The sequence below is a fragment of the Candidatus Manganitrophus morganii genome, assembly GCA_021651055.1.
Classification (GTDB): Bacteria; Nitrospirota; Nitrospiria; order SBBL01; family Manganitrophaceae; genus Manganitrophus; species Manganitrophus morganii.
In genome coordinates this window covers 1432002-1458776 of record JAJHOH010000001.1, presented here as the reverse complement: position 1 = coordinate 1458776, position 26775 = coordinate 1432002, and the positions used below count along the sequence as shown (strand labels likewise).

Genomic DNA, 26775 nt, shown 5'->3' with positions numbered 1-26775 from the left:
TCGGTTGTGCCGTCCGATTTGTCTTCATCGGATCGCCGGCCTATGAGCACTGTTTCGAAGTAAGCAATTCGGTTGGAAAGAAAATTTTCGGTTCGGACGGATGGAATTTCATCCACCTTCACCTTTGCACAGGAGGAGAGATGAGTTACTACGTCTATATCACGCAAGTCGATCACTGTTTTATCGCCGACGTTCCCGCCCTACCGGGGTGCCGCACTTTCGGTCGAAGCGAGGCGGAGGTTCTGGAAAATATCCGGGATGTGGTTCGAGGGTACCTTCAAAGCCTGCGGAAGAAAAACCGCACGGCGCCGAAGGTCAAGGTCGTCAAGCTTTCCGAGCATTTGCCTTCTTTCCCTCGGGGCGCATCAGGCCGTTCGATATTGAACGTCCCCTCCGAAAATGGAATCGCCGTTCCGCCCCTATAAATCGGGCGCGCTCCTCCATCTGCGCGTGACGCCGAATGCATCCCGGGACAGCATCGAAGGTTGCGTCGCGGGAATGCTTCGGTTAAAATTAAGGGCGATCCCGGCGGAGGGGGCCGCGAATGCGGCCTGCATTCGATATTTATCTGGGTTGTTTTCTTTCCCGAAATCCCGGCTTGAAATTATCCGTGGGGAGAAATCCAGAGAAAAATGGATTTTGTTTAAAGAGGTCGATCCGTCGGTTCTGAATCAACAGCTCGATAAAATCTTGGCGGGGTAAACGTGGGGGTTGAAGGGCGTCGGTGGGGTTGGGTGACAGGCCTGATTGTGTTCGGCCTTGTCTTTATCTTTTCCGTGGAAAGCGGGGTGTTGGGGGAGCTGACGGAAGATCCGCTGCGGAAGACCCCCCTCGCGCTGGTTGAAGAAGGCATTCGAATCCGGGGTGCGCTCTCTCCATTCGATCATACCGAGCAGGGAAAATATCTCTCGCGTTTCGAGAACGGGGTGACCGCCGTCTACACCTTCGATCCCGACCTTCAGACGACGATGGAGCGCTACTTCAAGCGGTACCGGGTCCCTTATGGCGTTTTCATCGCCATGGACCCGAAGAGCGGCAAGCTCCTCGCCTCCGTGGAATACTCCGCGATCGACCCGAAGGCCGACCGTCTTGCATTCCGGGCGACCTATCCCGCCGCTTCGATTTTCAAATTGGTGACCGGCGCCGCCGCCCTGGAGGAAGGGAAGGCCCGGCCGGAGACCGAGATCGCCTTCCACGGCGGGCTCTACCGCCTGGGGCCGAAGAACTGGGTTGATAATCCGAAACGGGACAAACAGAAGATGTCGCTGGCCGAGGCGATGGCGAAATCGAGCAATGTGGTCTTTGCGAAGACCGCCCTGCGTTGGCTCGATGTGCCGACCTTGTTGAGCTACGGAGAGCGCTTTCAGTTCAATCGCCCGATTCCGTTCGAGCTTCCAGTCCAGGTCAGCCGGATGGAGATCGACGACAGCGAGCGGGGATTGGCGATGTCGGCCGCCGGGTTCGGCGATGTGGGACTCTCTCCGCTTCACGGGGCGATGATCGGCGCGGCGATCGCCAACGACGGCGTGATGATGGCCCCCTGCATGATCGACGCGGTCCGGGACGCCGACGGCACGCCCATCTACCAATGCGAGCCGAAGGTGTTCGCCACGGCGATCGCCCCCCAGACGGCGGCGTCGCTCCGGGAGATGATGGCGATGGCGGTCATCAAGGGAACCTCCCGGAAGGCGTTTCGGGTCAAGCGGCGCGAGGCGAGTCTGCGGGGCATTACCATCGGCGGAAAGACCGGCTCTCTGACCGGGGAAGATCCCCCCGGCAAGTACAGCTGGTTCGTCGGAATGGCCCCCATGGAAGATCCCGAAATCGTGGTGGCCGCCATGATCATCAACCAACCCAAATGGCATATCAAAGCCTCCCAGGCTGCCAAGGAGGGGTTTGCCGCCTATTTCCGGTCTGAAAATCTCCGTAAAGTAGCCAGTCAGTAAGCGCCGTCTCCGCCCCGCCATTCCTTCCATTGATACTGATCGACGTTTTCTCTTTCCCCTTGATAAAAAGTGCTTGACAGAAAAATGCAGAAGGGTGTACTCTACTTCTAGTATTGAGAATGATTCTCAATCGCACTCCGTGCGGCTCGCGCCATCGCGATGTTAGGCCCAAGCCCGAAGGTTCATTTAGATTGTCTTTGGGTTTTATTGGGTCGATGAAGAAGCCTTCCAATAAGAAAGCGGATCCAAATCATCTTCGATGTCTCTGTGGGAGCCTGGTCGCCCGGATTGTGGATGGGAATTTGGAACTGAAATGCAAACGATGCAAGCGGATTCACCTTTTGCCGCTCCGGAAGTCTTCTTCGGCGTCGGGAAAAGAAACGAATAAAGGGGATGCTTCTTGAGACGGCTCCGGCCGGCTCGTGTTTTTTACAGAAAGGGAGAAAGATGCAGCGTGATGAATCTCCGTTGGGAGTTTTAGATGGAAATCATTCCGATGAAAAAATCGAAATTGTCCTGATCGACGAGGCCGATCGAAGCGGGGTGGAGATCCGCCGGATGATATGGGGAAACGGAATCGGATGGTATCCTCAAAAGCGTTTTTTCATCCCGACCGGCCAGATTGGAACGGTTCAACATCTGCTTCAGCAGGCCGAGCATCTCTCTCGATCTCAAAGAAAAATCACGCGCGCGGTCGGCGGTCGCGTGCTGCGGCTCGTCCCGCCCGTTCAATCAACCTGATCGGGGCGCCGCATCCGCAGGTGTCTTTTTATATAGAATAATGATAGAGCGGCTCGAGGTCATTTACCCCACGCCCGGAATGGAAAAATCATTCCGGGCGTTTTTGTTTCTGAGGGGAGCGCACCGCTTGGTTCCCTCCGGCCGCCGTGAAGGGGAAGAATGAGGTTCTTGAAGCGGGAGCCCGTCGACCGATCGTCCGCAACCGCGCGTGAGGAGATGAAAATGGGATGGAACCGCCGTCCTGTCGGGGAGAGGCCCTGTTCTCCAACCGAGATTGCACCGTTTGGCAGTGTCGATGCGGGATCTACCATGTTCAAATTCATACGGCCACGCTGCATCTGACGGCGGCTCAATTTGATAGGGTCGCTCGGGTTTTTAAACTGATGATGGGGAGAGCGGCTGGAGCCGGAGCGCTTTCTCCGATGCCGCAGGCAGGTTTGGAGAGAAAATAAAGAGGAGAGGTCGAGGCAGGATCGATCCAGCGCGCCGCTCGCGTCCTTCGAGGATCTGAAGTAAGGAGGAAGAAAAATGCAGGCCATTTTCGGAGTCATCGTTTGTTTCGTCTCTTTTTCGCTCGCGACGCCGCGCGCCAGCGCCGAAGGAAGCGTGACGTCGAAGACCGGCTTTCTTCTGGTCGCTCCGGACCGGGGCTTTCTCGGAAATCAGGAAATTGAAGCGCTGTATGAGGCATTTCAGAGGGACTACACTGCCGCGCTCGCTTGGGTCGGCCGAGGATACAACCGCGTCGGGGGGGAATACTCCGAATATCTGACCCGCGCGGTCGCTGATCTGAAACGGGCCGGGGCGACCGAGATCGTTGCCGTTCCCCTTTTTCTCTCGTCGGCCGATCCGATCTTGAAAAAGGTGGCGCCGCACCTTCCGGTTTACGCCGCGGGGGGAACGATCCGATGGGCCCCCTCGATGGGGGAGAGCCATCTCACCGCGCAGATTCTTCTTGACCGCGTGGAAGCATTGAGCCGGGATCCGGACCAAGAACGGCTGGTGGTGCTGGGGATCGGCGCGGTCGACGAAGCCGGCGAAGCGGCGCTTCGCGCCGATCTGCGGTCCCTTACCGACTATGTTTCCCGCTATCGTCCATTCAAGGAGACCCAAATCGGGATCTACTACGACCGTGAGGCCGAAGCGGAGCTGCGGGAGAAGAAGAGCCGTGAAGTCGAAGAGATGATCGTCAAGACGGCGGCGAAGAAGGGGAGAACCCTCGTCGTTCCCTTCTTCATCGGTCCCAAGTTCGACAGCCACATGTCGCTCACCCGATGGCTGGCCGATAAGCTTAAGGAGCTTGACGTCGTCTATGACGGCCAGGAGATTTTTCCCCATCCCAACCTTCTCCTCTGGTTGAAGCAAACGGCGAACGCCCATCTTCCCGCTTCTCCGGAAGAAACCGGGGTGGTGATCATGCCGCACGGCGCGACCCTCCCCTGGAACGACGCCGTCGAAGCGGTGATCGCGCCGCTGAAGTCCCGCTACCGAATCGAGATGGCCTACGGCATGGCCGATCCGGTCACCCTCCAGAAAGCGGTTTCCCGCCTGGAGGAAAAAGGGGTCCGCCGGATCGTTTTCGTCCGGATGTATTCTCTCTCCGACCAGATGAAGGAAGACACCGACTACCTCCTGGGGCTCTCCGCCGCTCCGTCCGGGCATGACCATGACGGGCCTCCCCCTCCTCAGGTTCGAAGCGGCGCGGTCTTCTCCACCTTCGGCGGTTATGAAGAAGATCCGGCGCTGGCCGAGATTCTCCACGACCGGATCACCGAAATCAGCCGGAAGTCCTCGGAGGAGACGGTCATCCTGGTGGCCCACGGCGCGGGGGACGATGCGGTCGATGCCCGGTGGCTTTCGGCCATGGGCCGCCAGATCGAGCGGCTTCGGAAAGATCCCCATTGCGCCGAGCTCAAGGCGATCCTTCCCGCCACGATCCGCGAGGATTGGCCGGAGAAGCGGAAGGAGGCGGTGGCGAAGCTCAAGGAGATGATCGAAGCGGGGAAGCGAAACGGGCGGGTCGTGCTGATCTCGCACCGGCTCCGGGGCGCAGGGCCGTATAAAAGCCTTCTGGAGGAGGTCGGCCTCAAAGAGGGGGAGGACTATGAGATCAACGGAAAGGGATTCACCCCCCATCCGGTCCTCACCCGATGGCTGGAGGCGGGAATCGAGCGGGAGATCGCGGCGATGGATGGAAAACGACCGGTCGAAGCGGCCGCTTCCCGTCGTCGATAGGCATTCCAGCGAGAAAATGTTAACACTCACATGCAAAGGAGGTTTTTCATGAGCAGCGAATCAGGCCATCATTCCGTTCCCCTTGCGAAGTCCGAATTCGGTTCGATCGATCGATGCCGGTGCGACGGCTATCACGTCAGCCTTCGGAACATCATGCTCCATTTCAACCGGGAGGAGTTCGCCGCCCTCGCCGATCTCTTCGAGCGGGCGCAGGAGCGGGAGGAAGAGGCGGTTCTCTTCTCCAAATGGGAAGGGTGAGGTTCCGTGTTTGTTTCTCGTAAGAACGACAGGAGGGAGAAGATGTTGCAGACAAGCTCAGGAGGGATCGCCCTTGATGAAAGCGTCCCGTCGCTTTTTTCCGAAGTCGCGAAAATCGTCCGGGACGAGATCGATCTTCTGGAGCTCTCCTCGCGATGCAGCGTGAACCCGACGACGCTGCGAAAGATCTTGGAGGCGCGCCCCATCTCGCATTATGTCGAGAAGAAGATTCGCGCCGGCTTGGAAGTCGCGCCCTCTTCCGGAGGGGTTCCCGGGCAGCCCTCGAAGGTGGAGCGGCTGCGGGAGATCCATCGGCTCTATCTGGAGAAAGGAACGCTGGAGGCGGTCGGCCGAACGATCGGGCTGAGCCGGGAGCGCGTTCGGCAACTGTTGGTCAGGGGAGTCAGGATCGGACTGTTCGAATACAGCGCGCGCCGGACTTCCGATCCGTCGAGAGAAAAGATTCTCGAAGATTACCGAAAGTTTTAAGATTGAGAATTGTCTCAATCTCTGCGTCTTGATCTTTTCTGAAATCAGATCATTTCAGGGAATGGCTTTTTTTGCAAGTATAATATAACAGGAATCCTGATCAAAACGTGGAGGCGCTTACGGCCTTCTCATTTCAAAAGTGGGGGTAAGGAATGCAGTTTGAGAGAGTGTTTTTGCATTTTGGGGCGGTGTTTTTCCTCTTGGGGATTGTCTTCGCCGGTTGCAGCCCTGGATCGGGAAACCTGAAATCGGATGCGAGTCCATCGGAGGTTCAAGTCACCCTCAGGGAATGGAGCGTTGCGGTCGATCGGGGGACGGTCCGACCCGGCCGGATCACCTTTCAGACGGCGAATCGCGGCACGGAGGATCACGAACTGGTGATTCTGAGAACCGATCTGCCGGCCGATGCCCTCTCTCTGAGGGATGATCGGGTCGATGAGGCGGCGGCGGGGAGAATCCAGGGAGAGATCGAGCCGTTTGCGCCGGCAACGGAGAAAGAGCTGACCCTCGATCTGGAGCCGGGGTCCTATGTCCTTCTCTGCAATATCGTTGAGACGGAGAATGGACAAAAAGAGGGACACTACGCGATGGGAATGCGGATCGCGTTCAAGGTCGAATCCCCCACGCTCTCGACCGAGTGATATAGATATCCAGCGGAGAGGACCGGCGATACGCCGATCCTCTCTCCAGACGAACCGCTACGCACTTTTCACTTTCTTGAGCTGAACCTCTTTTTCAGTGACACTGACCTTCTTCTGATCCAGCAGTTTCTCCAGTTCATTGACGTCTTGGTATTCATGATAGGCTTGGTCTTCGAAGAAAAATTTCAAGGGCATCTCTTCTGCCGCGGCCTTGATCCCCTCTTGATAAATTTTTAAACCGGTCCGTTCGAGTTCAAGATCGAGCTGAAGCATTTCTTTCAGATCGGTGCTCTGTTTGATCGCGTACGGCTCCACGGTCGGGAGCCCTCCCAAATTGACGATGTGGTCGCCGATCTGTTTGGCCTGGTTGAGCGAGCTCTCGCTCTGACTGCGGAAATAGTCGGCGAAGACGCGCCGGTCGATTCCCTGCACGAGAAAGCTGTGCTGCAAATATTGAATCCCAGCGGCATATTCGATCTGGAGCGCTTGATTCAGAATCTGAAGAACCTGTTTCGTATCCATAATATGGGCCTCCACGGTTACTGTTCTATTTTATGGGAAATCTCCGTTACATTCAACCGAGCTTTTGTGATTTTGTTATTTGACTCCTCTGACTCAGCCTCTCTATCATAGAAGGAGAATATTTCATCGCTTCATCATTGATGGATGGGAGGGGATTGTTATGTGGAAGAGGCTGGTCTGGAGTGTTTCGGTCGTTTTGGTTTTTGCTTCCCCCGCCATGGGGCAGACGATCTGGTGGGAAACCGGCATGGTGAAACTCCGGATGGAAAATGGGGGTCCGGAGGGGGATCCGGTCCCGAAGAATGCCGACCTTTGTCAGGAGGAGAAGTGCACAAAGGGGGGGGTCCGGATTGCCGCGGCGCAGAATGAGTTCGAGCCGTTCCAGATTTTCATCGCCGCGGAGAAAGACGAACTTCGCAGTGTCGATGTGGCGGTGAGCGATCTTGTGCAAGAGACAGAAAAAGAGGGTTATCGAATTTCGTCGCGCCTGCCGGGGCCGATCATGATCTACCGGCAGCATTATATTTTGATCGAGAAGCCGACCACCGCCGAGGCGCAGCCGGGCGCCTGGCCCGATGCGCTGATTCCGAAGGTCGACGAGTATTTCGGCGAGCGGCGGTCGATTCCCGGCGAGGGGCAGCCCGCCTTCCCCTTCGATGTCCGTCGCGGAATGAAGCAGGGGGTCTGGGTCGATGTGTATGTTCCCCCCGATGCGCCGCCCGGTCTCTACGCGGGCACGGCGACGGTGACGGTCGGCGAGAAGAAGGAGGCGGTGATCCCGATCCGCCTCACCGTTCAACCGTTTCGTCTCCCTTCAACCGCCTCGCTGAGAAACGCGTTTGCCGTCGGGATCACCGAGCTGGGAAGGGGGCACGACTGGGACGATCCCCGCTCAAATGCCAGAGGCTTCATCAGCGATGACCGGACGAGCGAGCTGGTCTGTCTTTATACCAAGGCGCTGCTGCTTCATCGGCTCTCCAACGAGAACGCGATCTGGCCTCCTCCGCGCTGGGACAAACAGGGGGGAAGGATCAAATGGAATTTCCCGGAGGGGAAAACAGGTTGCCGGGAGAAGTACCCTGAGTTTATGAACGGCATCAACTCCCTCCCGGGCGGGAAGCTGAAGGGGGCGCGGCTGACCTCGCTTCGCCTGCGCGACGGCTACGGCTTCAACGATCCCGAGCGATACGATCCGGAGAAGCTCAACCCCGATTATTATCAGGAATATGTCCGCTACTTTAAGGAGAACGGCTGGCTCGACCGGCTCTTTGATTACACCCGGGACGAGCCGAAATTTCTCTACCAGCGGCTCACGAAGCAGCGGGAGTGCTGGAACGTCGAGGAGGTCGCGGAGCGCCCCGATACCGACTGGGACAAAATCAAGCGCCGCTCGGAGTTCCTCCACAAACACGCCCCCGGTCTGAGGCTGCTGGTGACGACCGATCGCCATGCGGCCGAGTCTTGCTTCAAACGGCTCTTCGAGGTCAAGGAGGTGCAAAAGTTCATCGATATCTGGGTCGTCAGCATCAAACGGATGGATGGGAAGCCCGGCAGCGACCTTTATAATCGCAACTTCCGGTCGGTGTACGACGGATCGTTTATCGGGCCGGGACAGGAGCTCTGGTGGTACCACGCCTGCGGCTCGCACGGCTGCGGCGACGGATCGGAGAAGGGATGGCCGACCGTGATGGTTGATCTTCCCGCCGTCTCGACGCGGATCTTCGAATGGCTGACCTACCTCTACAATACTTCCGGGGAGCTCTACTATGAAACAATCTTCCAATATCCCTACTCTTATAAAATGAAGAAAGGTTCCGGCGGGAAAGAATCCAAGGTCGCCGACCGAAATCCGTTCGAACATGTCCATTACTTCGGAGGCCATGGCGACGGCGTCCTCTTCTATCCGGGAAAGCCCGATTACGTCGGCGGTAAGAATCATATCCCGATCGAATCGATCCGCCTGAAGCTGGTTCGGGAGGGGATGGAAGATTATGAATATCTCAAGCTGGCCGAGGTGAAGAAAGGGCGGGAGTGGATCGCGTCGAATGTCCTCACCCTTTTGAAGCAGGATGACCAAACCCCGCTGAACGTCTATCGGTGGACCCGCCGGCCGGAGCGGCTTTTGGAGGCGCGTGAGAAACTGGCTTCGGTCCTGAAGTAAAAAACACGAGAGGCGTACGGCGTGAGACGTGAGGGGTTAAAGATAAAAGACGCTTGGGTCTTACCCCTTACGTCTCACGCTACTTTACTTTCTCGCCTCACGATTTTTGACGCCTTTGTTGTTCTTCCCCTCCGCTTCGGTTATAATAACCGAATGTGTGTAAATCGAATATTCACGGAGGGGATAAGAAGGCTTGAAAAAATTAAATTTCACATCGGCTTTTTTTATTTTGTTTCTCATGCTGACCGGCTGCGGCTACAACTCGCTGCAGGCGATGGACGAGCAGGTGAACGCCGCCTGGTCGGAGGTTCAGAATCAGTATCAGCGCCGGTTTGACCTGATCCCCAACCTGGTCGAAACGGTCAAAGGTTTCGCGACGCAGGAGCGGGAGGTCCTCACCCAGGTGGTGGAAGCCCGGTCGAAGGTGGGTCAGATGAAGATCTCATCGGAGATCATCCAGGATCCGGAGGCGTTCCGAAAATTCGAAGAGGCGCAGGGGCAGCTCTCCGGGGCCCTCTCCCGCTTGATGGTAGTGGTGGAGCGCTACCCGGAGCTGAAATCGAACGAAAATTTCCTTACATTGCAAGCTCAGCTGGAGGGGACCGAAAACCGGATCACCGTGGCCCGGCGCGATTACATCCAAGCGGTCCGCGACTACAATACGTCGGTCCGCTCCTTTCCCACCAATCTGACCGCCAAGTACCTTCTTGACTTGAAAGTCCGTGAGAATTTCAGCGCAGAGCAAGGGGCGCAGGAAGCGCCGAAGGTCCAGTTTTGAGCCGGATTAAAATGCTCAGATTGGGCTTGATGGTACTCCTCTTGTTCTTCGTGGTTGCCGCTTCCCCCGCCTCAGCCCTGAACGTTCCCGCCCTGCAGGGCCGCGTCAATGATCACGCCCGCCTTTTAAGTCCGGAACAGGCCGCTGCTTTGGAGGAAAAACTCCGTGCTTACGAAGCGAAGACGACCAATCAGATCGCGCTTCTGACAGTGCCGAGTTTGGAAGGGGAGGCATCGGAGGATTTTTCAATCCGGGTGGCGCGCGAGTGGCAGCTCGGCCAGGAGAAGCGGAACAACGGGGTCTTGATCTTTATTGCAGCCGAGGAGCGGGGGATCCGGATCGAGGTCGGCTACGGCCTGGAGGGGGCGCTGACCGACGCGCAGAGCAGCATCATTATCCGCAACATCATGATCCCCGCCTTTCGTGAGGGAGATTTCAATCGGGGAATCGATGCGGGGGTCGATGCGATTCAGGCCGCGATCGCCGGCGAGTTCACGGCGCCGGAGACCCCCACCCCGCGCCGATCCCGGGACGACTCCAATGAGGTCTTCTCGCTCGGTCTGATCCTCCTGATTCTTTTCTCCTCTTTTCTCTCTTACCTCCCTCTGCCGGTCACCGGATTGGCCGGCGCGATCATCGGAGGGGTGGTGGGGTCATTCATGATCGGGTCGATCTTCTTGCCGGCGCTGGCCGGTGTTTTTCTCGGCATTCTGCTCCCGCTCCTCTTTCGAGGGACGGGGGGCGGACCGGGCCGCGGGCTCGGCGGGCGGGCTTACAGAGGCACCGGCTGGTCGGCCGGCAGGGGCGGTTTCGGAGGGGGAGGCTTCTCCGGCGGCGGGGGGAGTTTCGGGGGGGGTGGCGCGTCGGGACGATGGTGAGAGTACAAGAGCGATGAAAAAAGCGGAAGATTTTTTTACAGCGGATGAGAAGGAGCAAATTCAGCAGGCGGTGGCTCGGGCAGAGAGCCGCTCTGCGGGTGAGATCGTTCCGATGGTGGTCGACCAGAGCGGGCATTATCTTCAGTTTGCATTAACCGGCGCGATCTTTTTTACCTTCTTTGCCGCGGTCATTTGGATGACCGTTCAGCCGCGGGTGACCGCGCCCCAAATTCTGCTCATCGAGTTTTTTACCTTTTGGGTCGCTTTCTTTTTGATCCAACGGGTAAACCTGATCTGGTCGTGGCTGGTTCCGGAGGCCTTGAAAGACCGGGTCGTCCGGCGGCGGGCGGAGGAGGCCTTTTATTCAAATCGGCTTCATGAGACGCGGGAGAAGAGCGGCGTGTTGATCCTTCTCTCCTTGATGGAGCACCGGGTTCAGATTCTGGCCGATGTCGGCATCCACCAGCGGGTTCCGCCGGAGACCTGGGAGACGCTGGTGCAGCAGATCGCATCCGGCGTAAAAGAAGGACATCCTTTCGAGGCGCTGCGCGGCGCGATCGATGCGTGCGGCCAACTGCTGGCGGAGCATTTCCCAAGAAGACCGGACGATACCGACGAGCTGTCGAACCAATTGCGGGTCGGAGAATAGTCCTCAGTTCCCGGTCGCTAAGATCAAGTCTCCCGATCCGGAGATCCACCCCTGCTGATCGTTCACGAAGTGAATCCCGAAGAGGTCGTTCCGCGTTCCGGCCGAAACCCGCCGCCAGTTTTTTCCCCCGTCGCCGGTCTCGAGAAGGGTCCCCATCCATCCGGCCAGCCATCCTTTTTCTTGATTGATGAAAAAGAGATTGTTGATCGTCAGTGACGTGCCGGTCGGGACCCGGGTCCAGGTCGCTCCCCGGTCCTCCGTCCGCATCAACACGCCGCCCCGCCCGGCGGCCCAGCCGACATTTCCGATCATCTGAAAAGCATGAAATCGCCCCACTTCGGGGAGAAGCCGGTCCGAGACGGTGATCCTGTTTTCAACCCTTGCGTCCCACACCACCGAGGTTCGGAGATCCCAGGTGAGTCCTCCGTCGGTTGTGTGAGCAATGATCGATTCGGGGTTGCACGGGGCGCAGCAGCCGCCGGCGACGAAGAGGTCGTTGGGATCGGCGGGGTTCACCGAGAGACCGAAGAGATGCCCTCCCATCCTCGGCAGGGTGACACCGCCGGGGGTGGTGCATGTGCCGTCGATCGTCGTAAACCGCCAGTTGTTCGAGAGGAGCCGCCACGTCCTGCCGCCGTCGGTGGTTTTGTAAATCGTCCGGAAGCGTCCGACGGCCCAGCCGTTGTTCTCGTCGGCGAATTGGACCTGCCGGAGGTAGACCCCCGCCTTGGCGCACTGGTAGCAATCCTCCGCATAGGGATCGACGTTCTGCTCGGTCCAGGTGAGACCGCCATCCTCGGTGGAGAGAATCAGGCTCGGCTGACCGACCGCCCATCCTTTGAGCGGCGTCAGAAAAAAGACGTGATAAAGATGGATGCTGCTTGTTCGGATGCAGAGGGCGGTCGCCGGATCTTCGGCCCAGGTACCGTCCGGGTTTTTATTGCAGAGCCGGGCTGGATTTGAGAGATGGGTCCAGCGGATGTCGCGCCTCCAATCCCGCACGGGCTGCGACCAGGTCGTCCCGCCGTCTTGCGTGCGGAAGATCCGGGCGTTGCTCCCGACGGTCCATCCGTTTCCCGAATCGATGAAGAAAGGTCCATAAACCTCGGAGGTATTGGTCGGGTTTTGAACGCGCGGCGTTTCTTGGGATGAGGCGAAGGTCACCATCCCGTAATCACCGACCCCCCACGCGGCATTTTCGCCGGAAGGGGCGACCCCCTTGAGTGAGATCGTTGTTCCGGAAGGGACAGTCGTCCAACCGGTTCCGTCGAAACGAAGGAGGGTCCCCCGGTCGCCGACGGCCCAACCCTGTGTGGCGGTCGCCATCCGAATGCCGGTCAGGTTCGCCGTCGTGGCGGAGATCGGTGTCCAATGTGTCCCCCCGTCGACGGTTTCGAACAGCGCCCCTCCATCGCCGACGGCCCATCCCCGATTCCGATCGATGAAGTCGATCTGCCGGATCGGAGAGGAAAAAGTAAATTGGGGGGTCCATCGGGTCCCGCCGTCGTCGGTCTTCAGGAGAACCCTTCCCGGTCCGGTTGCCCAGCCGTAATCGGCATCGACAAAATCGACCGCGGCCAACTCCGAGGTGACGCCGCTCTGCTGAAGGGACCAGCTTTCCCCGCCGTTTTGCGTGGCGATGATCGTCCCGCCTCCTCCCACGGCCCAACCGTTTTTTCCCTCGAGGAAGTGGACCGCCTTCAATACCCCCGGGAGCGGCGGGAGCGTTTTCCCTTCCCAGGTCTGCCCGCCATCGGCTGTTTTTAAAATGGCATTGGCAAATGAATTCGATCCCGCCGGATCGCCTCCGACGGCGAAGCCGGTTTGAGCATCGATGAAGTCGATTCCGTACAGCGGCAAGGATGTTCCGCTCTCCTGAAGGCGCCAGTTTGTCCCGGCGTCGGAGGTGGCGACGATCAGCCCCCGTTCTCCGACGGCCCAGGCGCGGTCGGCTGAAATGGCATCGGCCCGGTAGAGATGCTGGTTGAAACGATTGCCCATTCCCTTCGACCAAGGAGAGGGGGGAGGGAGCGGCCGGGGTCGGGTAACGAATTGACCCAGATAGGGGGCGGTCAAACGATTCCCGGCGGAATCGGCGATCTCGGTGGTGGCTTCCACGCGGTAAATCGCATTCAGACGAAGCTGAACGGCCGGGGCGAAGGTGACGACGGTGCAGGAAGGATCACAGCCGTAGGTGCCGAGGATCGGAACACTTTCACCGTCCGGGACCAGTTTAAAGGTGGTGCTGTTCATTCGATTCGGGTCGATTCCCTCATCGAAGGTGAAGGTGACCAAGGTCCCCTCATCGATCCCGGTGGCGCCGTTCGAAGGGGTGATCGAGAGAAGGCGGGGCGGCGTTGTATCCGATGTGGGGGCGGTGGGTTGTGTGGTAAAGGACCAGCTGATCGGCGCCGGAAGGAGGTTACCGGAGAGATCGCCGATCGGATCGACCGTCACCGTATAACGCATGTTGTAGCGAAGCGGCGTCTGGGGGGTGACAGTGATTTGAATGCAGGGACTTTCACAGTCAACCTCAATGTGGGCGATTTCTCCGTTAGAGGCGGTCAGTCGAATATGCTCGGCCAGGCCGGTGAAATCGATCGGTTCGTCAAAAACGATTTGAACCGAGGTATCGGGAGCGATCTCTTCTCCTTCAGGTTCAGGAGATTGAGAGAGTAACCGGGGGGGCTGGGCATCGCTTGCGGGGGGGTGTTCGGGCGGGGGATGGCCGGGAGGGGTCGGAGAGGAGGGTGATCCGCCGCAACCGGAGAGGAAGAGCCCGACATAAAGGGTTGAGAAAAGGAGAATGGATTGTCTGTTCATTGCAATTTCTCCAATCGATCCTGCAGGGGATTGCAACTCTTCTGCAAAACGAGGAAGCAACCCTGCGGCGAGATGCCGCCTTTAGGAAAGAGAAAGGGGCTCTTTTTGAACGAAACTTCATCTGGACAGATGAAAAGAGCAAGAGTTGTACCGGCTGAGTGTGAGGTTATATGGAAGGGTAAGAGACGAGAATAAAAAAGGCGCCCCGGTTTACCGGGGCGCCTTTCATCAAGAAAGTGTGAAGACCTACTTTCCTTTTTTCGGCTTGAATCCGCCGTTGGCTCCGTCATGTACCATCAAGCTCGTATTCGGAGCGACGAGGGTGCAGGTGCCTGAGATACATTGAAGATCGACGACGCGATGCCAGGCTGCGGACGTTGTTCCGTCACCATCAGCCACTTGGAATGAATGGGTCGGAAAGGAGTAAACCGAATCTCCGATCTTCACTGTGACCGTCACGGTGGCGCTGGTTGCATCAGCCAGGTCGTAGCTGTTGACCGCGATGACATATCGGCCCGCCGGTAGGCTGCTGACCGTCACATGCTCCGGACCGAGCCCGTCGGTGTCATCGAAGTCGAGGATGGCGCCGGCGGTTCCGAAAGTTGCACTGGTATCTTGCCAATGTACCACCGCATCGGCCGGCCCCGAAGTCGCCAACGGATCACTATAATAGCCGACATGGAGATCCATGTCGCTCAGGTCGGTGCCGTCATCTGTCCAGGTCAGCGTAATCAGCATGCTGTCTCCGCTGGTGGTCGTATCGCCCGACACGGTGACGTTGTCTGAGTCCTCTTCTAAGTCTTCCACTTCGCAGATATCGAAGAGCTCATCGCAGCTGGCAAAGCTAGACGTTTCACTGCCGACGGTTACGTCGACGCTCTGGTCGCTGTTGAATTCGATATTGGTATTGCTGTTGATGACGAGGTGTCCCGCCACCGGGCAGCTCTCGCCGCTGTCATATTGAAGCGGGGTCACCGTCTGGAAGCTAAAGGTCCCCTCGATCCCGCAATCGGTATCGGGGGTGAAATTTACGGCGACCGTTCCTGAAAGGGAGACGGCTTCTCCGGTATCATTTTCCGTGGCGCTGACGGCCATGTTGGTAAAGCTGATCGCGGTGGTGTGGGTGCCGTCGTCTTCAGTGAACGATTGTGTAATCGCGCCGTTCAGGTTATTGCTGAATGTCCCGGCCGTTTCGTCGAAGGCGCTCTCATCCTCAAAACCGACAAAGAGGATGTTCATCGTTTCGGTAAAGTCGTCGAATGAAGCATCGCCAGTGGCCGCAAGGGTCACTGAGCCGGCCGTCGCTGACGTCATATTGAAGGAGGTGTTCAGAGTCATGGTCGATTCCATGACGCCGACGAGGTTCGCATAGGCGTTCCCGTTGATCTCTTCATAATCTTGTATCGAGAACGCGTTACTTCCTTCTCCCAATGTCATGTTCATCGTAAGAATGCCGGCCTGTGTATTTTCATCAAAGTTGCCGGTGGCCGTCATGCTGACGGGGCCGTTAATTTGTGTTCCCTCTTCACGGCAGTCAGAAAAGACGAGATCTAAGTCGAATGCTCCGCTTGAATCAGGTGATCCGGTGGCCGTCACCGTTCCTCCATCCGTGCAATCAACGGCTTCCCCATCGCCAACGGCAAAGGAGGTCTTCGCTTTCACGGCTTTCATCCGATTGGAAATTTTCATCATCGATTTGCTGCGCGCCACCTTATTGTTCATGGCGACGATTTTAGCGTACTTGGGATTCTGTTTTGTAAAAGGGCTCATCGGTTTGCTGAGGCCGAACACGCCTCCACCCGCGGCGGAGCCGAGTGATGACGCAATGTCCGACAAGGCTGTCCCGGACTGGGCTCCGGTCGTGCCGGAGCTCGCCGCCTGCGATCCCTGGGAAGCATTACTAATAGGCGTGGTTCCGCCCCCCCCTCCGCCGCTGCTTGAGCCGCCCCCTCCGCCGCAAGCATAGACCAGCAATGATATTGAAAGGAGCATCCCAATCGTCAGGCTGAAACGTTTTCTAAAAAGGAACATGTTCTTTCCTCCAGTTGATGTTGTGTGTTCTTTCTCGATATGAATGGACGTGGATACCGAAACGGTTTACTCGCTCCGAGCAAGTATAGCAAAGAAAGGGATACCGTCAAGGCGAGTGGAAGGGGCCATCCGTTTCGAAAAAGGGAGGGGCATTGGAAAGGAGTCCTCCTCGCGAGTGAAGGGGTCTTTCGATTCCAACGGCTCAAAAGAACCGGTGGAGGTTTTCTGGGTGTTTTATTCAACCGGTTATTGCTGCCGGATCGGCTTGCAAACGAGGTGGAGAGTTTCGTATAATCTTGAATGATTGCGCGTCACTTTTATTCCAGTGAGTTAAGAAGCGATGAAGTTCAATCAGGAGAGATCGATGAGGAGATCGCGATGAAACAGAGGAAACCGGAAGGAGCAATCCTCATCGGAGAGGATCACCCTGATACCCTCCAGATCTTAAAAGTGGTTCTTGAGTCGGAGGGATACCGGGTCGACACCGCTCTTGACAGTGAAACCGTTTTAACGAAAGCGACCCGCAATAAGCCGATGCTCATTCTGCTCGATATGAGGTTGCCTAACATCGGCGGCGTGGAGGTTTGTCGTCGGCTGAAACAAGATCTTTCTACCGCTCATATCCCTGTGGTTATTGTCACGGCGAAATCGGACCACGAAGCGAGGGCAGGGGCTGTGGCGGCGGGAGCGGATGCATACGTGCTGAAGCCGTTTGATCCAGCCGACCTTGTCGAAAGGGTGAATAAGATCTTCGACCGGATCGCTCTTGCTCCGCTGCCTCAATCGACTTAAATCGTTGACAACTTTTTTGCATCTATACTATACTGAAAGCCAATCCTACAGCGGTTCTGGCGGCTGCCGGCAACCCTGAACCGCCTTCTTCGTTATCATGCCCAGCTCTCCTCATGTAGTGCGGATTTTTGACGTAGGATGTCCCGTCATCTCCGAGGTCGAATGCAGGTAGTTGTCAACGGAACCCGGCAAGACGTCCCGCCGGGCATGAATCTTTCCCAGCTCCTTGATCAACTCAAGGTACAGCCGGAGCGTGTTGCAGTCGAAGTAAATTTGAAGATCATTCATCGTCAGCGGTACAATCAGGTCCCATTAAATGAAGGAGACCAGATTGAGATCATCGGTTTTGTGGGAGGGGGAAGTTCATGCCGATAGACCGACCTTTGGTCGTGGGAAATCACGAGTTCCGATCCCGTCTAATCGTGGGGACCGGGAAATATGCCTCTTTTGAAGAGACCAAAAAAGCGATCGAGGCATCGGGAGCCGATTGTGTGACCGTCGCGGTGCGGCGTGTCAATATCATCGACCGTTCCCAGGAAAATCTGCTCGATTACATCGATCCGAAGGTCTATAAAATCCTTCCCAATACGGCGGGCTGTTATACGGCCGAGGAAGCGGTTCGGACGGCGCGGCTGGCGCGTTCGGCCGGGATCTCCGACATGGTCAAATTGGAAGTGATCGGCGACCCGAAGACCCTTTTCCCCGACAACGAGGCGCTCCTGGAGGCGACCCGAATTCTCGTGAAGGAGGGGTTCACCGTCCTTCCTTACACAAACGACGATCCGATTATGGCGAAGAAACTTCAGGATGCGGGAGCGGCGGTGGTCATGCCGCTGGCGGCTCCCATCGGATCGGGTTTGGGGGTCCGGAACCCTTACAATATCAGAATCATCTTGGAAACGATCTCCGTCCCAATCATTGTGGATGCAGGCGTCGGAACCGCTTCGGATGCCGCAATTGCGATGGAACTGGGCTGCGACGGCGTTTTGATGAACACGGCGATCGCCGGCGCGGAGAATCCGATCCAAATGGCTGAAGCGATGAATTACGCTGTTCGTGCCGGACGACTCGCCTATCTGGCAGGGAGAATTCCGAAGAAACTCTATGCTCAAGCGAGCAGCCCTGTTGAAGGGATGATCGAGTAAGCTCTCTCCTCTCTTGCGGCGTACCCTGTTTTAATCCAGCATTGAAATTGGTATGCCTTCAATCGACTTTAAAGTCTACCTGATCAGTGATCGCACAAAAACGCTCGGCCGTCCCTTGTCCCAGGTCATCGGAGAGGCGGGTCGCGCGGGCATCGCAGCGGTTCAGTTCCGAGAAAAAGATCTCACGCTTCGGGAGCAGTTCGAACTCGCCTCGGAGATCCGCTCTATTGCCAAGCAGCACAAGATGCAGTTTTTTGTGAATGATCGAGTCGATCTCTGCCTGGCCCTCGATGCGGAAGGGGTGCATCTTCCTTCCTCGGGCTTTCCGGTAACCGTTGCGAGAGAGATTCTGGGGGGGAGCAAATTGATCGGCGTCTCTTGTCACTCCATGGAGGAGGTTCAGCGGGCGGAGTGGGAAGGGGCTGATTTCGCCCTCCTGGGGCCGGTGTATGACACCCCTTCGAAACGTGCTTACGGTCTTCCTCTCGGAATCGACGTTTTTAAAAAGGTGCGACGGTCCGCCGCGATTCCACTTTTTGCGATCGGCGGCGTGGATCGCTCAAAACTAAAAGAGGTGATCGATGCGGGGGCCGATGGAGTCGCTGTGGTCTCGGCGATTCTCTCTTCGCCCGACGTTTATCGAGAGTGCCGACAGCTGATCGACGAGATAAAGCGGCTGCAAGGTGTGTAAGCTTATGCACATTGTGCGAGAAGCTTTGCTCGTTGGTCGGTTCTCTGCCAAATTCATGTCGCAAATCTGTCTCAGTCGCGTGTTTGTTGCTCCGAATCTTCCTCGTATAGTTGACCGTCCCAGGGAGAGATGATAAAATTAGCTCCTGAGAGAAGAGGGATCTAACCTTCATCATCTCGGAGTGTGAGAGGAGCATTGATGGGTGAATCAAAAAAGAACCAGGGGAAGTCAAATCCATTCAAAAATACGATGAAAAAACTCTCTGAACAATTCGGCGGCGGCGACTCGGAAACCAAGATCATCGAGTACGAGCGGGAAATAGAGAAACTTCTCGTTCAAGTGGCCTCGATGGAGCAAGAGTTGAAGGAGCTTCGTCAGTCGCGCACTCAGCTGGAGCAGGCCTTCAGACAAAATGAAAAGCTTGCGGCGACCCTCGTCGAAGCAAAAAATCAGATCGAGGCGCTGAAGAAAGAAGTCGAAAAGCTGACGACCCCTCCTTCCAGCTATGCGATCTTCTCCGGGGCAAACGAAGACGGCACTGTCAATGTCTTCGTCGCCGGGCGGAAGATGAAGGTGAATATCCATCCGAACATTTCGATCCGGGATCTGAAGAAAGGACAACAGGTTCTGCTGAACGAAGCGCTCAACGCCATCGAGGCGTGTGAGTTCGACGTTCAGGGAGAGGTTGTCCGGATCAAGGACCTTCTCGAGAACCATCGCGCGATCGTCACGCTCCGGGCCGAAGAGGAGCGCGTGGTTGAATTGGCCGATCCGTTGATGCGGGAGCGTTTGTCGGTCGGCGATCATCTCCTCTACGATGTTCGCTCCGGCTATGTTTTGGAGAAACTTCCGAAATCGGAGATCGAAGAGGTCGTTTTGGAAGAGATTCCCGATGTAACCTATGATCACATCGGCGGACTCGAAGAACAGATTGAATTGGTGAGAGACGCCGTGGAGCTCCCTTTCCTCCACCCGGAAGTCTTTGCCGAGCATAAACTGCTTCCTCCGAAGGGGATCTTGCTCTATGGCCCTCCCGGATGCGGTAAAACGCTGATCGCTAAAGCCGTGGCCGCCTCTATCGCTCGGAAGTTGGGAGATCGTTCCGGGAGAGAGATGCGAAGCTTCTTCCTCCACGTCAAAGGTCCTGAACTCTTAAATAAATATGTCGGTGAGAGCGAGCGTCAAATCCGAGAGGTCTTCAAGAAAGCGAAAGAACGCGCCGAGGCGGGGCACCCGGTGATTGTCTTCTTCGACGAAATGGACGCCCTCTTCAGAACCCGGGGAAGCGGCATCTCTTCGGATATGGAGGCGACGATCGTTCCGCAATTCTTGTCGGAAATCGATGGGGTGGAGCGCCTTCGCAATGTGATCGTCATTGGAGCAAGCAATCGGCAAGATCTACTCGACCCGGCGATCCTTCGGGCGGGGCGGCTTGACATCAAAATTAAAATCGAGCGGCCCGATAAAAAGGCGGCCGTCAAGATCTTCCACAAATACCTGACCCAGGACCTTCCCTATCATCCGGAAGAGCTCGAACGAAACGAAGGCGATTCAGCCAAGATCGCCGAGCGGCTCATCCACGAGTCCGTTGAAGAGATGTACAGCGTCCGCGAGGAGAACAAATTCCTTGAGGTCACCTATGCGAACGGCGAGAAAGAGACCTTCTTCTTCAAAGATTTCTCGAGCGGCGCGATGATCGAAGGGGTTGTTTCCCGGGCAAAGAAACATGCCATCAAGCGAATGCTTGAGTCCGGCGTGAAAGGGTTGAAGCAAGAAGATCTGATCCGTGCGATCAAAGATGAATTTAAGGAGAACGAGGATCTTCCAAACACGACGAACCCGGATGATTGGGCGAAAATCGCCGGAAGAAAGAGTGAAAAGATCATCCACGTTCGCACCATGGCTGGAAGAGCGACCGCCGATGCCAAAAAGATTGAAAACGTGACGACAGGACACTATCTATGACCGGCTGAGAGCAGCTATCGGAGGCCTCTGATCGATGAAGAGAATATTGGGCACAGAGACGGAGTTTGGAATCGCCTCCAAAAATTCTGAATCAATAGATCCTGTTTCAAATTCCATTTTTTTAATCAACAGCTACCCTTACCTTCCCTCCTCGTCTGCGTTTTGGGATTACGAGAATGAGAATCCCCTGCTCGACGCGCGCGGTTTCGAAGCCGACGGCGAACGCGAGCGACCCGGCCCGGAATATAACCGTCTCCTCAACAAGCTTTTACCAAATGGCGGGCGGCTCTATGTCGATGGGGCGCATCCGGAATACTCGACCCCCGAGTGCACCAATGCCAGAGATCTGGTCGCTTTCGAAAAGGCGGGCGAGCGCATTTTGGAAACCTGCCTCGAGATGGCAAGCCGCTTGAAACCGGGTGAGAGTCGTTTCTCGATTTACAAAAATAACACGGACAGCAAGGGGAACAGTTACGGCTACCATGAAAACTACCTGGTGTCGCGGGAAGTCCCCTTCGAGAAGATCGTGGCGCAGTTGACCCCCTTTTTGGTGACGCGACAGGTGTTCGCGGGGGCGGGGAAGGTCGGCTCCGAAAACAAAACCGAGTCGGCCGCTTATCAGATTTCGCAACGGGCGGACTTTTTCGAGGTCTGGGTCGACCTGAATACCATGGTCAAGCGGCCGATCATCAATACGCGCGATGAGCCGCATGCCGATACCGCTCGTTTCAGACGGTTGCATGTCATCGTCGGCGATGCCAACATGTCGGAGTTTACCACCTATCTCAAGGTCGGCACCGCTGCGCTGGTGCTCGCCATGATCGAAGAGGGGCGGGAAGTGCAAGGGGTTGAACTTGAGAACCCGGTCCGATCGATTAAAGAGATCTCTCGCGATTTGACCCTGAAGAAAAAAATGAAGCTCTTGCGGGGGGAGGAGTGGAGCGCGATTGAAATTCAGAGGGCCTACCTGGAGCAGGCGGAGGTCCACTTCGCCAAGAGCGACGATCCGGTGACCCACGATCTTCTTGAAAAATGGCGGATGGTGCTCGATAAGCTGCAAGAAGATCCGATGCAGCTTTCAAGGCATATTGATTGGGTGATTAAGAAAGAGCTCATTGAATCATATATGCAGCGGAAAGGATGTGATTGGAGAGATCCGCGCGTGTCGATGATGGATCTTCAATATCACGATGTGACGCAAGGAAAAGGGTTATACTATGCGCTGGAGCGGGGCAATTATGTCGAGCGCATTGTTTCGGAAAACACCATTTCCGATGCCCAGAACAATCCACCCGAGGATACACGCGCTTACTTCCGTGGGAGCTGCCTCAAAAAGTTCCCGAAAGAGGTCTACGCGGCGAGCTGGAGCTCCATCTTATTTGATATCGGAAACAGCAGCATTAAAAGAGTTCCTCTGATGGACCCTCTCAAGGGGAGTCGCGCCCTGGTGGGGCCTTTGTTGGACGGGGCCAGAACCATCGAGGAATTGCTCGCCATTATCGCAACATAAGGGGGTTTCAATGGCTAAGCAAGACAAAAAAAGAGAGAAGAAGAAGGAGTCGGACAAGAAAGAGGAGGCGGTTGCGGCCAACCCGGAGGTTGTCGATAAGGGGAAAAAGATCAAGGAAGACCTGGATAAGCTCATGGACGAAATCGACGATGTTTTGGAGGAAAACGCAGAAGAGTTTGTTAAAAATTATGTTCAAAAGGGAGGAGAATAGTGACCGAGTTCCGATTCCACGACCCGGGTTCCAGCTTCTATCAGTTACTCACCTCGCAACATCCTCAACTTCTACCCTCGCTTCCAGGAATTCTTCCTTCTGAAAAAAAGGATCTCTCTCAAATGGTTCCCCATGGAACAACCGTCCTTGCCTTGCGTTATGCGGATGGGATCGTCATGGCCGGAGACCGAATGGCGACGGAAGGCTATGCCGTCTCGGAGCGCCGCATCGAGAAGGTGCATAATGCGGACAAATATTCGGCCATCGCGATCGCCGGCGCGGCCGGTCCCTGTTTGGAGATGACCCGTCTCTTCCGGATTGAGTTGGAACATTATGAGAAGCTGGAAGGGGCCGAGCTCTCCATGGACGGTAAGGCGAATAAACTTGCGCAGATGATCAAGGGAAATCTCCCGATGGCCGTGCAGGGGCTGGTTGTGATTCCGATCTACGCAGGATATGACGCCAGACGCGGAGTCGGCCGAATCTTTAAATATGATATCGCGGGAGGGCAGTACGAAGAGATAGAATACTACGCCATCGGCTCGGGCGGGAGAGACGCTCGGGGAACGTTGAAAAAAATTTATAAGGAAGATCTCGACCAGGAGAGAGCGATTCAAGTCGCGCTGGAGGCGTTGTATGATGCGGCGGAGGCGGATGTCGCCACCGGAGGACCCGATCTCATCCGTGGAATTTTCCCCACGATGAAAGTGATCAACGCACAAGGCATTACCGATATTCCGGATGAAAAGATAAAAGCGCTTCTAGAGCGGATGATGCAGCGACAAGGGGGAGGATAAGCGGTGGCAATGCCATATTATGTTTCACCTGAACAGGTGATGCAGGACAAGGCGGAGTACGCCAAGAAGGGAATTTCCAGGGGCAGATCGATCATTGCGATGGAATATGACAAGGGAATTCTTCTTGTTGCGGATAATCCGAGCTCATTGAGCAAGATCTCGGAGATCTACGACAAAATCGCTTTTGCGGGAGCGGGGAAATACAGCGAGTTCGAGAATTTGAGAAAAGCCGGCATCCGGCATGCCGATATGAAGGGTTATCTATACAGCCGAGCCGATGTCACCGGCAAGTCGCTGGCCAATTCCTACTCACAGTCGCTCGGAACGATTTTCAGTCAGGAGCTGAAACCGCTGGAGGTAGAGATTTTGGTAGTAGAGGTCGGCAGCGCGACGGAAGAAAACGAGATGTATCGGATCTCATTCGACGGCAGTATTTTTGATGAGACAGGGTTTACCGCCATCGGAGGCAAATCGGAAGCGCTCATTACGTATCTCAAAAGCCGGTACAATCTTTCTCCTTTAAAAGATGCCTTACGGCTCTCTGTCGATGCGCTCGAAGCGGGGTATAACCAGACTACGACGCCGGAAGGTTTGGAGGTGGCGGTTTTAGATCGAGATCGCATCGGCCGGACGTTCCAGCGGCTTGGCACAAAAGAGTTAACGGAGTATCTACGCAAATAAAGTTTTAGGGTAAAATGAAAAATAGAATCTTTGGTCTTGAAAACGAATACGGATTGATCTTTTCTCCCAACGGAAAAGTGTATCTTCCGATGGAGAAGATTTTGGGTTATATCTTCGAGGGACTCATTCCAAACAGCTGGCCGTCGAATGCCTTCTTGGTGAACGGCGCCCGTTTCTATCAAGACACCGGTTGTCATCCGGAATATTCAACCCCAGAATGCGATAACGTTTTCGATCTGGTTGTTCACGATAAAGCGGGAGAGCGCCTCCTGGAATCGTGTCTTCCCATCGCGGAAAAACGGCTGAAAGAGGAAGGTCTCTCCGGGGAAATCTACATCTTCAAGAACAATACAGATTCGATGGGAAACACCTACGGCTGTCATGAAAACTATCTCATGCGCCGCGATCTTGATTTCTGGAAGGTGACAGAACAGTTGATTCCCTTCTTCGTCACCCGGCAGATTTATAGCGGTTCGGGAAAGGTCCTCAAAGTCTCAGGGAAGAGCCACTACTTCATCTCGCAGCGCGCCCAACATATCCATGAGAAGACCTCTTCTTCCACCACCTCTTCTAGAAGCATCATCAATACACGCGATGAGCCCCATGCCGACGCGGAAAAATACCGGCGGCTTCATATCATCGTCGGCGACTCCAACATGTCGGAGTACGCCACCTATTTGAAGGTCGGAACGACGGCGCTGGTCCTCTCTATGATTGAAGAAGGGTTCAATGTAGTAGGGTTGGAGCTGGAAGATCCGGTTAAGGCGATGAGAGAGATCTCCCGCGATCTGACGATGAAAAAACGGGTTCGCCTGGAAGGGGGAAAAGAAATGACCGCCATCGAGATTCAGCGGATTTATCTCGAAAAGGCCAAGGAGTATGTCGCCTCGGAAGACGAAGATGAGGTCAGCTACGATATCCTGGAGCGGTGGGAATATGTGCTCAATGAGCTTGAAGAAGATCCCAACCGTCTCTCCCGCGAGTTGGATTGGGTGATCAAGAAGGAGTTGATCGGCTCTTATATGGAGCGGAAGGGATGCGGCTGGGATGATGCCCGTGTGGCAATGATGGATCTGCAATATCACGACGTCAATCAGAACCGGGGACTCTACTCGCTTCTATGCCGGCAAGATATGGTCGAGCGGATTGCAACCGAGGAAGATATCCAAAGAGCGATTCAGACCCCACCGCAGACGACCCGGGCGAAGGTCCGTGGCGATTTCATCCGGTTTGCCAAAGAAAAAAACCGCTCTTACACCGTCGACTGGACGTATCTCAAATTAAATGGATACTGGGAAGAGACCATCCTCTGCATGGATCCTTTTTGCTCCGCCAACCAACGTGTGAAGGAACTCATTGCCGCCGCAGCGCCTCCTAAATAGTCCGGTCCGGACGATTACTTCTCTTTCAATTCTCTTTTTTTATTTCCTCTCGATTCCCCTCCAAGCACAGGAAACATCCGCGCCGATTCAGGTGAAGCAGGGCGAGATCGCTTTGATCACGCTGACACTCGAGTCGGACATCCCCTCCGTTGCCGGAAAATTTTTGGACCAACCGATCTCTTTTTTCAAGAAAAATACGAATGAATATGCCGCGATGATCGGGATCGATCTCGACCAGCCGGTCGGCTTGCAGCCCCTGACGGTCACGTGGCAGAAGGGGGAATCGACCGTCCGCCGGGAGATTGCAATCGAAGTGGTCTCCGCCGCATTCGCCACCCAATCGTTGAAACTTCCGAAAGGGATGGTCGATTTGGATCCCCCCACCCTCGCACGGGTACAAAAGGAGCAGGCGCGAATGAAGGAGATCTTCGACAAGAGCGCCGATCAGAAGTTGTGGGAAGCGGCCTTTATTGTTCCGACCGAAGGAAAGGTGGCGGGAACCTTCGGCCTCCGCCGGATGATGAACGGCCAGCCGAGAAACCCTCACACCGGGGAAGATATCAGCGCTCCGCTCGGCGCGCCTGTCTTGGCATCGAACGGGGGGAAGGTGATCCTCGTCGGCGATTTTTACTTTAACGGGCATTCGGTCATTATCGATCATGGTCTCGGTCTTTTTAGCATGTATTTTCACCTCTCGGAGACAACGGTCAAAGAGGGGGAGACTGTGATAAAGGGACAAGCGATCGGATCGGTAGGGCAATCGGGTCGGGCGACCGGCCCCCATCTTCACTGGGGGATACGGCTCAACGGGGCGCGTGTGAATCCCTTCTCTTTGATAGAAAAGAAGCTCGGCTGATTCACGAATAATGACATTTTCGGGGTTTTGATGCTGGAAAGCGGTATTCCTGAAAATCATCCTTTACGTCTTCATTTTCTGATCCTCATCGAAAAGAGCTTTCATCAAACATTGAATTGGTCCGACCCGGTCGTCACCGAATATATCTCGAATCTTCTTCTCTATTTCACCCGGACCGATTGCCTCTATGCCATTCGAAACAGCCAGGGGAATCGGATCGATACCATCGCTGAAATGTTGATGGAAGGGGATATCCTGCTCCGGGCCCAGACCATTGAGCGGGAGTGGGAGGTCCACCGACATATCGGCGATTATACTCTCTTTATGAGCGGTCTCTTCCCGGAGTATCTGAAGCGGTTGAAATCCGGGCAGAAGATCGAACATCCCGACTTCCTGATCGATTATGTGCGGGTCGGGAAGAAGTCGTACCGGCGGGCGGCCGAGTTCAACTATGGCCGATTTAAAGAGTGGACCCCCCTTTATCGAAAACTGGCCGAGCACTTTGAGATCTGCATTGCAGGATTAGGTTTGATTCGTGAGGAGTTGGATCGTTCCAGCGAATGGCAGTCCAAAAAACAAATCTTAAGCTGAGA

Annotated in this window: 27 protein-coding genes; 24 read left to right on the top strand and 3 right to left on the bottom strand. The window is 55.8% G+C overall.

The features are described 5' to 3' along the window. Window positions 1-140: 140 nt before the first annotated feature. From MCM46_06435 to MCM46_06400, 8 genes are all read left to right on the top strand, one after another. Window positions 141-425 carry a type II toxin-antitoxin system HicB family antitoxin gene (locus tag MCM46_06435; protein MCG3111447.1) on the top strand — a complete coding sequence of 95 codons (285 nt, stop codon included), beginning with the start codon at window positions 141-143 and terminating at the stop codon, window positions 423-425. Continuing rightward, on the top strand, window positions 400-702 hold the full coding sequence (locus MCM46_06430) for a DUF167 domain-containing protein (protein MCG3111446.1): 303 nt from the start codon (window positions 400-402) through the stop codon (window positions 700-702). The genes MCM46_06435 and MCM46_06430 overlap by 26 nt, the downstream gene beginning before the upstream one ends. A gap of 32 nt (window positions 703-734) precedes the next feature. Then, the gene (locus MCM46_06425; GenBank protein MCG3111445.1) at window positions 735-1946 is read left to right on the top strand and encodes a penicillin-binding protein; all 1212 of its coding nucleotides are present in this window, start codon (window positions 735-737) and stop codon (window positions 1944-1946) included. Window positions 1947-2393: 447 nt separating this feature from the next. Then, window positions 2394-2687, top strand: a complete 294-nt coding sequence (locus tag MCM46_06420) for a hypothetical protein (protein MCG3111444.1) — start codon at window positions 2394-2396, stop codon at window positions 2685-2687. 528 nt (window positions 2688-3215) lie between these two features. Further along, on the top strand, window positions 3216-4922 hold the full coding sequence (locus MCM46_06415) for a hypothetical protein (protein ID MCG3111443.1): 1707 nt from the start codon (window positions 3216-3218) through the stop codon (window positions 4920-4922). Between the two features lie 48 nt (window positions 4923-4970). After that, a complete protein-coding gene (locus tag MCM46_06410; GenBank protein MCG3111442.1) occupies window positions 4971-5180 on the top strand; it encodes a hypothetical protein in 210 nt (69 codons plus the stop codon). A gap of 42 nt (window positions 5181-5222) precedes the next feature. After that, the gene (locus MCM46_06405; GenBank protein MCG3111441.1) at window positions 5223-5669 is read left to right on the top strand and encodes a hypothetical protein; all 447 of its coding nucleotides are present in this window, start codon (window positions 5223-5225) and stop codon (window positions 5667-5669) included. A gap of 152 nt (window positions 5670-5821) precedes the next feature. Then, on the top strand, window positions 5822-6310 hold the full coding sequence (locus MCM46_06400) for a hypothetical protein (GenBank protein MCG3111440.1): 489 nt from the start codon (window positions 5822-5824) through the stop codon (window positions 6308-6310). Between the two features lie 57 nt (window positions 6311-6367). Here the strand turns inward: MCM46_06400 and MCM46_06395 are convergent, their stop codons facing one another. Further along, window positions 6368-6832 carry a ferritin-like domain-containing protein gene (locus MCM46_06395; GenBank protein ID MCG3111439.1) on the bottom strand — a complete coding sequence of 155 codons (465 nt, stop codon included), beginning with the start codon at window positions 6830-6832 and terminating at the stop codon, window positions 6368-6370. Window positions 6833-6992: 160 nt separating this feature from the next. On the opposite strand from MCM46_06395, the gene MCM46_06390 reads away from it, so the two are divergent. From MCM46_06390 to MCM46_06375, 4 genes are all read left to right on the top strand, one after another. Beyond that, window positions 6993-8993: a DUF4091 domain-containing protein gene (locus tag MCM46_06390; protein ID MCG3111438.1), complete on the top strand. Its 2001-nt coding sequence runs from the start codon at window positions 6993-6995 to the stop codon at window positions 8991-8993. A gap of 193 nt (window positions 8994-9186) precedes the next feature. Then, the gene (locus MCM46_06385; GenBank protein ID MCG3111437.1) at window positions 9187-9771 is read left to right on the top strand and encodes a LemA family protein; all 585 of its coding nucleotides are present in this window, start codon (window positions 9187-9189) and stop codon (window positions 9769-9771) included. 11 nt (window positions 9772-9782) lie between these two features. Further along, window positions 9783-10649, top strand: coding sequence for a TPM domain-containing protein (locus MCM46_06380; protein MCG3111436.1), 867 nt, complete (start codon window positions 9783-9785; stop codon window positions 10647-10649). 13 nt (window positions 10650-10662) lie between these two features. Beyond that, window positions 10663-11298 carry a TPM domain-containing protein gene (locus MCM46_06375; protein MCG3111435.1) on the top strand — a complete coding sequence of 212 codons (636 nt, stop codon included), beginning with the start codon at window positions 10663-10665 and terminating at the stop codon, window positions 11296-11298. A gap of 3 nt (window positions 11299-11301) precedes the next feature. Here the strand turns inward: MCM46_06375 and MCM46_06370 are convergent, their stop codons facing one another. Both MCM46_06370 and MCM46_06365 read right to left on the bottom strand, forming a co-directional pair. Then, the gene (locus tag MCM46_06370) at window positions 11302-14121 is read right to left on the bottom strand and encodes a YCF48-related protein (GenBank protein ID MCG3111434.1); all 2820 of its coding nucleotides are present in this window, start codon (window positions 14119-14121) and stop codon (window positions 11302-11304) included. Window positions 14122-14367: 246 nt separating this feature from the next. After that, window positions 14368-16152: a hypothetical protein gene (locus tag MCM46_06365; protein ID MCG3111433.1), complete on the bottom strand. Its 1785-nt coding sequence runs from the start codon at window positions 16150-16152 to the stop codon at window positions 14368-14370. 378 nt (window positions 16153-16530) lie between these two features. Between MCM46_06365 and MCM46_06360 the strand changes: the two genes are divergently transcribed. The 12 genes from MCM46_06360 to MCM46_06305 all read left to right on the top strand — a co-directional run bounded on the left by MCM46_06360 (window position 16531) and on the right by MCM46_06305 (window position 26773). Next, the gene (locus MCM46_06360) at window positions 16531-16944 is read left to right on the top strand and encodes a response regulator (GenBank protein MCG3111432.1); all 414 of its coding nucleotides are present in this window, start codon (window positions 16531-16533) and stop codon (window positions 16942-16944) included. 162 nt (window positions 16945-17106) lie between these two features. Then, window positions 17107-17319, top strand: a complete 213-nt coding sequence (gene thiS, locus MCM46_06355; protein ID MCG3111431.1) for a sulfur carrier protein ThiS — start codon at window positions 17107-17109, stop codon at window positions 17317-17319. Beyond that, entirely contained in the window at window positions 17310-18089 is a 780-nt protein-coding gene (locus MCM46_06350) for a thiazole synthase (protein MCG3111430.1), read from the top strand. Before thiS ends, MCM46_06350 begins: the two co-directional genes overlap by 10 nt. 52 nt (window positions 18090-18141) lie before the next feature. Next, window positions 18142-18780: a thiamine phosphate synthase gene (thiE, locus tag MCM46_06345; protein ID MCG3111429.1), complete on the top strand. Its 639-nt coding sequence runs from the start codon at window positions 18142-18144 to the stop codon at window positions 18778-18780. Window positions 18781-18978: 198 nt separating this feature from the next. Further along, the gene (arc, locus tag MCM46_06340) at window positions 18979-20745 is read left to right on the top strand and encodes a proteasome ATPase (GenBank protein ID MCG3111428.1); all 1767 of its coding nucleotides are present in this window, start codon (window positions 18979-18981) and stop codon (window positions 20743-20745) included. A gap of 34 nt (window positions 20746-20779) precedes the next feature. Then, entirely contained in the window at window positions 20780-22255 is a 1476-nt protein-coding gene (locus MCM46_06335) for a proteasome accessory factor PafA2 (protein ID MCG3111427.1), read from the top strand. A gap of 10 nt (window positions 22256-22265) precedes the next feature. Further along, entirely contained in the window at window positions 22266-22466 is a 201-nt protein-coding gene (locus MCM46_06330; GenBank protein ID MCG3111426.1) for a ubiquitin-like protein Pup, read from the top strand. Between the two features lie 122 nt (window positions 22467-22588). Then, window positions 22589-23263 (top strand): proteasome subunit beta, encoded by a 675-nt coding sequence (prcB, locus tag MCM46_06325; GenBank protein ID MCG3111425.1) that lies wholly within the window; start codon window positions 22589-22591, stop codon window positions 23261-23263. A gap of 9 nt (window positions 23264-23272) precedes the next feature. Beyond that, window positions 23273-23944: a proteasome subunit alpha gene (gene prcA, locus MCM46_06320; protein ID MCG3111424.1), complete on the top strand. Its 672-nt coding sequence runs from the start codon at window positions 23273-23275 to the stop codon at window positions 23942-23944. Window positions 23945-23958: 14 nt separating this feature from the next. Then, complete coding sequence (gene pafA / locus MCM46_06315) at window positions 23959-25326, top strand: Pup--protein ligase (GenBank protein MCG3111423.1); 1368 nt, start codon at window positions 23959-23961, stop codon at window positions 25324-25326. Continuing rightward, window positions 25301-26182 carry a M23 family metallopeptidase gene (locus MCM46_06310; protein ID MCG3111422.1) on the top strand — a complete coding sequence of 294 codons (882 nt, stop codon included), beginning with the start codon at window positions 25301-25303 and terminating at the stop codon, window positions 26180-26182. The genes pafA and MCM46_06310 overlap by 26 nt, the downstream gene beginning before the upstream one ends. A 30-nt stretch (window positions 26183-26212) precedes the next feature. Continuing rightward, the gene (locus MCM46_06305) at window positions 26213-26773 is read left to right on the top strand and encodes a hypothetical protein (GenBank protein MCG3111421.1); all 561 of its coding nucleotides are present in this window, start codon (window positions 26213-26215) and stop codon (window positions 26771-26773) included. The last annotated feature ends 2 nt before the right edge of the window (window positions 26774-26775 follow it).